This window comes from Pseudomonadota bacterium (assembly GCA_022361155.1).
Classification (GTDB): Bacteria; Myxococcota_A; Polyangia; order Polyangiales; family JAKSBK01; genus JAKSBK01.
On sequence record JAKSBK010000371.1, the window covers coordinates 1 to 7948 of the forward strand.

At 62.9% G+C, this 7948-nt stretch carries 9 protein-coding genes; 2 read left to right on the forward strand and 7 right to left on the reverse strand.

Annotated elements, in window-relative coordinates:
* Positions 1-298 precede the first annotated feature (298 nt).
* Entirely contained in the window at positions 299-1501 is a 1203-nt protein-coding gene (locus MJD61_14245; protein ID MCG8556430.1) for an AAA family ATPase, read from the reverse strand.
* Between the two features lie 390 nt (positions 1502-1891).
* On the opposite strand from MJD61_14245, the gene MJD61_14250 reads away from it, so the two are divergent.
* Both MJD61_14250 and MJD61_14255 read left to right on the forward strand, forming a co-directional pair.
* Positions 1892-2143, forward strand: a complete 252-nt coding sequence (locus tag MJD61_14250) for a hypothetical protein (protein ID MCG8556431.1) — start codon at positions 1892-1894, stop codon at positions 2141-2143.
* A 149-nt stretch (positions 2144-2292) separates the two neighbouring features.
* Positions 2293-2670 carry an aspartyl protease family protein gene (locus MJD61_14255; protein ID MCG8556432.1) on the forward strand — a complete coding sequence of 126 codons (378 nt, stop codon included), beginning with the start codon at positions 2293-2295 and terminating at the stop codon, positions 2668-2670.
* Here the strand turns inward: MJD61_14255 and MJD61_14260 are convergent.
* The 6 genes from MJD61_14260 to MJD61_14285 form a co-directional block, all read right to left on the reverse strand.
* On the reverse strand, positions 2642-3007 hold the full coding sequence (locus tag MJD61_14260; protein ID MCG8556433.1) for a DUF262 domain-containing protein: 366 nt from the start codon (positions 3005-3007) through the stop codon (positions 2642-2644). The genes MJD61_14255 and MJD61_14260 overlap by 29 nt on opposite strands.
* 11 nt (positions 3008-3018) lie before the next feature.
* On the reverse strand, positions 3019-4107 hold the full coding sequence (locus MJD61_14265) for a site-specific DNA-methyltransferase (protein ID MCG8556434.1): 1089 nt from the start codon (positions 4105-4107) through the stop codon (positions 3019-3021).
* Positions 4104-4352, reverse strand: a complete 249-nt coding sequence (locus MJD61_14270) for a DUF3387 domain-containing protein (protein ID MCG8556435.1) — start codon at positions 4350-4352, stop codon at positions 4104-4106. Before MJD61_14270 ends, MJD61_14265 begins: the two co-directional genes overlap by 4 nt.
* Positions 4353-4362: 10 nt before the next feature.
* Positions 4363-5430 carry a hypothetical protein gene (locus MJD61_14275; GenBank protein ID MCG8556436.1) on the reverse strand — a complete coding sequence of 356 codons (1068 nt, stop codon included), beginning with the start codon at positions 5428-5430 and terminating at the stop codon, positions 4363-4365.
* A 136-nt stretch (positions 5431-5566) separates the two neighbouring features.
* Positions 5567-7321, reverse strand: a complete 1755-nt coding sequence (locus MJD61_14280; GenBank protein ID MCG8556437.1) for an AAA family ATPase — start codon at positions 7319-7321, stop codon at positions 5567-5569.
* Positions 7322-7542: 221 nt separating this feature from the next.
* Positions 7543-7948, reverse strand: a 406-nt coding sequence (locus tag MJD61_14285; GenBank protein ID MCG8556438.1) for a hypothetical protein, incomplete at its 5' end; no start/stop codon positions are given.

The window sequence follows — 7948 nt, forward strand, 5'->3', positions numbered from 1 at the left end:
CAGAACTCCGCCCTCGAAAGCCCGCTGCTCTGCCAACTCCGAGCCAGCGACAGTCCAGCCGCCCGGCTCATCCGCGGCTTCCTCTGAGATTCCTTCGCTCCATTGCCCATCCGCCGCTCCTTTCATCAAGGAGCTTGCCTCCCCCACCCCGCCCACGGCCAGATGCGCTCCGCGGGATGCTTACGGGCACGGATCGTGGCAGACAGGTTCCGCGCTTCTGCGGAACCCGTGTCTCGGGGCTGACAACTGTGACGTTTGATCGTGCCAAGGTCCTCACGAGCAGGGATCGTGCGACCGGTTACGGCGCGGCTTCGCTGGCCCGAGGCCCGCTGCCATGAAGCACGCCTTGGCGCCACAGCATGCCGGGCAGATCGCCTTCGGCCACCAGCGCCGCGAGCTGTTCGTCGTCCCGCGCCCGGCGGACCCGCGGGTAGCCGGCCGACTTCTCCAGCCAGAAGATCTCCTCGAGGGCGGTACCGTTCAAGAAGTCGGGTGAGTGGGTGGAGGCGAAGACTTGGCCGCCGCGCACGGTGTATTGCCGGAACTCTTCGGCGAGCTCGACCAGGAGCTCGGGATAGAGCTGGTTCTCGGGCTCTTCGACGCACAGGATGGGGTGGGGTTGGGGGTCGTAGAGCAGGATCAAGTAGGCGAACATCTTGATCGTGCCGTCGGACACGTAACGCGCGATAAAAGGGTCCTTGAACGAGCCGTCCTGAAACTTGAGCACCAGCCTGCCGTCGGCCGTTTCTACCGGGTCGACCTGGCTCACGCCGGGTACGCGCGCTTGCATGGTGGAAAGCACACGCCGGAAGACTTCCGGGTGGCGCTCGTACAGGTACTGCGCTACCAGCGGCAGGTTGTCTCCGTGGGCGGAGAGGTGCTCGGCGTAGCCTGCTTCCTGGCTTGGTCGCGCCTCGGCGATGTGGAAGTCGGAGACGTGCCAGTTCTCGATCATTTTGCGAAAGCTGGCGACTTGGCGAAAACGCTGGAACTGGCCGAGCCCTTTGATCGCAAGGATATCGGGCGCGTCCAGGTTCTGCTCTTCACGGCGCTCCCGCGCGCCCTGGCGGCCGTACTCGTCCTCGTTGACTACGGCCTGGCCGGTGCCTTCGCGAAAGTCGAGGAAGTGCCAGGGCCGGCCGTACTGGCCGCGCCGGTACTTCAGGAGCTCGCGCTTGACGATCGGGTCCTGCTTGGCGTTGAGCCCCACGTGCAGCTCGTAGGTGACCAGGGGGTTGCTTGGCTCTTCGCGAAACTTCAGCTCGAACTCGATGTCCTGGCCTTCGCGGCCTCGCGACACGACCTCGCGGTAGCCGCCCCGGCGCGCCAACGCCTGCCGCACGTTGTGCTGCAGGGCGTCGCGCAAGAAGCCAAAGACGTCGAAGAGCGTGGACTTGCCCGTGCCGTTGCGGCCCACGAACACGGCGAGCGGCGGCAGGTCGGTGAGGGTTACGTCTTGAAGTGCGCGGTAGTTGCGTATCCGGAGCTGTTCGATCCGCATGGTCCCACTTCTTTCGGCGGCGCCCGCGCTTGTCAGGCGGGCGCCAGGCACCGAGGTCGTCGTGGGTCAGGCCGAGCTCGCGGCCGCCGAGCCGCAGGCCATCGAACTCCTCGCTGGGCTGGTTGTGCCATAGCTTGACCCAGGGCAGGAGCTCGGAGCTCGTAGAGGCCCGCCAGCATGGGAATCAAGCGGTCGTCGGCGTCTGGGTTGGCGGGCGTCGTGGGGGTCCGGGGCTCCACTCGTACGGGGTGTGCGCTCGGGAAGGCGCCTGATTCGGGAGGTTCGCACGGAACCGCGCTTCAGAAACGAACTAAAGTGGTGAACGGAGAGTCTGGACGGTCGGTTGGCAGACCGCGCTCGTCCGTCGTAGATTCCATCCATGGGGTGCGCATGATGGCAGACGTCGACCAAATGGTTCGCGAGGAGTCCGAGCGATTTTATGCCAAGCTACCCGAGCTGCTGCCCGAAATGGAGGGCAAGTGGGTAGTCTTTCGCGATGGCGAGGTGAAGAGCACGCACGACGATCAGGACGCCGCGCTTAGGACTGCACTGAAGGAGTACGGAATGCACGGTGGCTACGTGATCGCCGAGGTGGCGGAAGTGAAACCCGCGCACCTGAGCGCCTTGGCGGCTCTGGGGTAGCCGTGCGACACACGGGGCGTGTCGCCAATCCGCCGCACGGGCTGATCGCAAAGGGTCCCCTCGTCGGGGTCACATTTCGGCCCCACAGGCTCTTTCAGAAGTGCCTGCTGGACTCTGGGCAACCAATCCCAGAGCGTGTGTCGAGACTCATGATCGACACCGGGGCTGACGTAACCGTCGTGCACAAGCATGTGGCAGAAGATCTGGGGATCCCACCTTTGCGGCTGCACCCGCTGGTGGGGATATCGGGGGAGCCGCAGATGAGGCCAGTCTACTTGCTCTCGGTCGTGCTTGGCCTTTCAGACGGCATATCCAGGGAGGGGTCGATGACGATGGACGCGCAGATGATTGGTATCGACGGTGACAGGGACGCGGAGTGCTCTGGCGTCCTCGGACGAGATTTCTTGTCCGTGTGCCGCTTCTACTACGATGGCCCGCGGGGGGCGTTCGTGATCGACTGCGGCGAGTTCGACAAACGAGACTCGATCAGTGAGGCCATCAGACCGGCGGGACTGGGACGTTCATGAGGAACGACTCGATAAGCCGAGACTTCCGCTCAACGCTCCACCGGTGCCTACGCTGGTACTCGGGATCGAGCTTGTAGCGACGCTCCTTCTCGCCACCGGTCCCCTCGAGCTCAACGGGCTCCTCCAGCATTGCGAGGATGCCGGCCAACGAGTAGCGGGCCGACTCTGTGACGATCCGAACGTCGCCCTTCGCGTAGCGGCTGTTCAGCTCCTCGTCGGTCGCTTTGGGCTTTGCCGCGTCGGCACCGAAAGACACCTTCTCATGCTGGAGCAGGTGGCCCGTGCCGGGCGGGTCCTTCTTTCGCGGCGTGGATCGTTTATCGTTCCCCTTGGTCACGTTTGCTCCTCTCAGACCGGCCGACAGTAGACGTCATACTCGGCGATGCTCTTTCTCGGCGACGCCTGAAACTGCCGCACCTGGCGGCGGCCGGTGTCGGCATCCGGTACAGCCCGGGTGGTCGTGATGCGCCACCCTGGTTCAGCAAGGGTGGCGCGAAGAACATCCATGGGCTCGGCGTCGCGATCGTGGATTCCTCCGAAGCGGATGACAAGTTTCGTGCGTGACGTAGATCGTGATCTCAGGTTCTTCCACACGAGCGAAAGTTCGTTCGCGAAATGCTCGGCGCCCGTGTGCTCGAGCTGTCCTGTGGGTTGCGCATACTCGACGTAATCAGGTCCGCCGAGAAACCAGCTCCGTAGCCACTGGTCGGGCAAGTAGGTCCGCATGCCGTAGTATGGGGGTGAGGTGACGATCCAGCGCGCCTTCGGCGTGTCGCGGAATGTCTCGCTGAGCCTGCTGTCTGCGTGGTGAACGATGCCGTCAACGTTCGGCGGCGGAGCTGCGAGGTATCGCTTCGCGCGATCCTTGATGACTTCCAGCACATCGACGTCGTCCGGCCGCAGCCCGCGGGCGGTCCAGAACTTCACCGCGTAGTTCGGCTTCGGCGCGAAGGTTCTGGGCGCCTGGTTCGAGAAGTACGACGGCTTGCCCTTCGGGCGGGGGCCGTGCAGCGCACCAAGGAGGATCGCTCGCAACAGGGTTCGGGTCGCGGAGGCGCAGTCCGCCAGGAGCGCCTCACGAAGCTGACAGATCTGAACGAGCGTCAGCGGGTGGTATGCGAGGCGCCAGAACGGCCCGCTGGGCACCGCCACCGGCTCCCTTGCAGCGGCGAGGATCGCCCTAGCGCTCGCCTGAACACGCCCGGGCGTTGCATATACGAGCTTCGCCCTCGCAAGCGCTGCAGCGACCGGGCTACTGTCGATACCGATTGAGGGCATTCCGAGCAAGCGCGCCGCGAAGTTCGTCGTGCCGCGGCCGCAAAATGGGTCGATGACCCACTCACCAGGCTTGCCGTGCCGCTTGAGAACTCTCAGCGGAAAGTCCAGCGGGTACATCGTGTAGTACGGGCAGACGGCATTGAGGGCAGCGACTGTCATGTGGCAGCGTCCTCCGTGCAGTAGTCCGAAAGCAGCACGGCCGGCTGAAGAACCGAGTTGGTGGCGACATCTTGCTCGCCGGGTGGGTAGCCGTACTTCCGGACGATGCGTTTGACGATGACGCCAAGCTTGGCGCGGACCGACTCTCTGGCGGTCCAGTCGATGGTGACTTCGCTACGCACGGTCTCGACGAGCTCGCCTCCGCTCTTGGTTCGTTTCTTCATCATCTTGGCAGCACTCGTCATCAAGCAATCTCTACGCCTTGAGCTTTACTTTCACGTCCTCATCCATCCCCAGCTCGCGCAGCGCCACCTTGGTCTCCTCGACCTTACTCATGCCGAGACCGCCCGCCAGAGCGACATCGACGGTCACGGTCAGCTTGAGCCCGCCCGCAGTGGCAAAGCGCGAGAGGACCTTGGTGTAGAAGTTCATCCACTTCTGCGTGGGGACCTCGCCGACCCAGCTGAACCCGGCGATCTCAGCTCCGGGTGGCGGTTCCGAAACCGGCGTCGAGCCACCGGTTGATGTCACAGGTGAACCCCCGGTCGGGCCACCCGGTTGCGTAACCGGTTGGCCTCCGACCGGTGAGCCTCCGGTTTGGGTCGGGGCATCGCCGCTGTCGCCGGTGCCAGTCTTGCCGGCGACCGAAGCGGGCTGGCTCGTCTTGGCGACGTATTCCTCGGCGCGCTCCCTCGCGATCAGATAGACGTCGGCGGCGATCTCGACATCGTCGTATCGGAGGGAGGCCTTGTAGACGAAGGGCTCGTAGTCGCCGTCGGCAGCCCGCCCCACGTAGGCGAAGACGCCGCCGTCCAGGCCGCGAGAGATCGTCTCCTTGACGGCGTCGGGCTTCAGCAGCCGGGGGAACTTGGGAGAGGCGTAAAAGGCGTCCCGGACGGCCTTGGTGCTCCATTCAGGAAGGGCGGGTGGCCAGTACCGGCCCAGGAAGTTCGGGCTGACGCCCTCGACGACGATGTCCTCTTGCCGCAGTCGCGAAATTACGAGTTCGACGAGCGATCCGGCGGCGCTCGAATGCACGAGACCAAGGTCGATGCGACGCAAGGAGTTGTCCTCTGCCAACAGGAAGATGTTCTTGTACGTGCGCCACACGGCCTCGCGGAGATCGCGCTCGGCTCGCTTCACGTGCTCGACGAGCTGCCGCTGTTGGGTCTCGCCCAATCTCAGCTCGACGATATCCGCCTCGATGTCCTTCCATGCGAGAAACTTACGCGCCTCCTCGGCCAGCGGTGCGCGGTCTTCCGCTACGGCCCAGATGAGCGCGCTCTTGAACGTCCTCGACGAGTTACCACTCTCCAGCGTCATCGATTGGATCAGGTTCTTCGTCGCAGGCTGATGTGCCCGTGGTGAACGGAGCGACCGTCACGCGCATGCTCGGACACCTGGGCGATCGGCAGATCGACCTCGATGAGCCGGCGCGGGTATGTCGCACCGCCGACGATCATCCCGCCGCCCCTTCCCCGAGTCCCGAAGCTGTCGGTTGGACGCGTGTGGCGATCTGCACGATAGCGTCAAGAACACCACTCACTTCGGGATCGATTCGCGCGCGCGGTACGAGTGCGGCCAGCTCGTGGTAGTCACTCTTCCGCATCAAGTGCGGCAGTTCGAGCCTCTCGAAGAAAGACTTAAAAAGCGGATCAAGAAGTTGATCCGTAGCTTTAATGGTTCGCCACCAGTCATCGTCCCGATCCTTAAGAGCGGCAGGCGGCACACGCTGGGCAATGGCATCCCTCATTGTTTCCACGAAACGATCTCTCAGCGAATCCTGAAAAAGCGGACCGGCAGCCTTGTCGTGCGCAAGCCTCGCTGCGTAGGATTCCAACGCTTCCGGAAAGCAAAGATAATTCTCGATTTCGTTCATCCTCCACTGATAGCTGACCAGCGGGTCGTCTTTCCCTTGCCGATAACGCTCGCCAGCAGGATCCGTAATCACGAGCCCGAGCAAATTGGGACAAGCCTCTCGCAGTCCGAAGAAATGCTCTCTGGCCTTCGAGCGCTGGTTGCCAACGTAATGAACGTACGGCCTCTCCAAGTCGCTCCTTGCCGGATGCTCGAGGATAGCGGCAAAAGCCCGGAGAATGGCCAGATCCGTGGAACCCTCCAGGTAGAGCACCCATCTAACAAGCTCGGCCTGAACGTAGTGCTCGAAGCCTATGCTCTTTAGGGCTTTCGCCACCTGTGAGCCTCGATCGTCGATTCGGTGGGGAGGGCCCACGAACGCAACGACGACATCTCTATCGGCGGCCTCATTCAGGAGAACCTCGGAGTGACTTGCAGCAATGATCTGTGAGGACGTACTTCGAGCAACCGACGTCAACACGTCGTAGATCTGCCGCTGTCTCAGTATTTCCAGATGCGCGTCCGGCTCGTCGAGCAGCAAGACAGCGCCCGGATTCCCAAGCATGTACGCCAGCAAGAGCACCGTCTGTTGGAGCCCGCGTCCCGACGCGGACAAGTCGAGCGTGTTGTCGTTTTCGCGGTACGTCATGGTCAGCTCGCCACGCTCTGGCACGTACGCGGGCGCAGAGAGCTCGACCCCGAACAGCTCTCTTGTCCTTCTGACCAACTCCAACCAACCGTTCGAACTCGCGCTCTCATGCAATCCGTAGCAGAGATTCCGCAGCACCTCTGCCGTTCTACCTTCGCCGATGCGCACCTGAATCGCGCCGGGGTCCAGCCGAAGCTCGTTTGCGACCAGACCCGACATGGGTGGCAAGTACGCGATTCGAGATTCCATCGCGCCGGATGGCACTGGCGGTCGCTCGTCTTCGCTGTCGCACGGCCGGCAGTACAAGGACTCCGTGTTCGAGTAGTCGAATTCCATTCCACACGACCACGCGTCGCCATCGACCACTCCCTCCACGTCAATCCGGATCCTAAGGTTCTTCACCTTCGGGCTACCGTCAGGACGTGTCACGTCGCGTACTCTCAGGTCGTGCCACAGGAGCTTGGCCTCGGGGACAGGGAGTGACAAGAGATCGCGGCGATTCAGAGCTACGCCGGTTTTCTTCTTGGGCATAGTCTTGCCTGACCGTTTCTCATGCCAGCGTCGGACAGCGAGATCCCAGAGAGCGAGCGCCTGCAGCGCCGAGGTCTTTCCCGAGTTGTTCGGACCAATCAAGATCACGTTCTGTCCGAGATCGACGTCAGCGTAGTCGAAACGTTTGAAGTTCTTGATCCGAAGTCGAGTCAGCATCGCTCTACCACTCCACGTTTGCGCAGATTCTCGGCGTACTTAGGGCCGACGCATGGATAGCCCATCCATCGTGCCGGTTTTGAGCACCGCCGTTTATACTTGCTCCTCATCGAAGTATCGAATAGCTCGTCGTCGCGCTTCGCCATCCGCGTCCGGTCTTTCCGAACCACACCGGCCGATCTTATGCAGGCGCCTGGGAGCCAGCCGTATCCCTGACGCAATCATCCGAACCCGAGTCCCTTCTTTCGAGCAAGGACACCGTCGACCCAGCGCTTCTCGTTCGTACCCGGTGGGTAGAGTGCGGAGAGCGACTGCGCCAACTTCCAGAACCGCGACTGCCGGCCAACGCCTTCCTCGACGAGAAAGCGCTTCATCGCCTCGGCTCGTCCCGCCGCAAACAGGAGCATTGCCTGATGAACACAGTCGAGCGTCGTTTCGCCCGCAGTTGGAGCCCCGACGTCTCCCCAACCTTGACTTGCTGCCGCCAGCTTTTTCACGTCCCCCGACTCGGGATCGGGAAACGCGACCAGCGCTTCCTTGAGCCGTCGCAGGTAGAACGGCGCCTCCTGCCGGCGCATGGCCTCTTCCAGGCTCTTCACGTCGCCATAGACGTCGCGATCGAGCAGG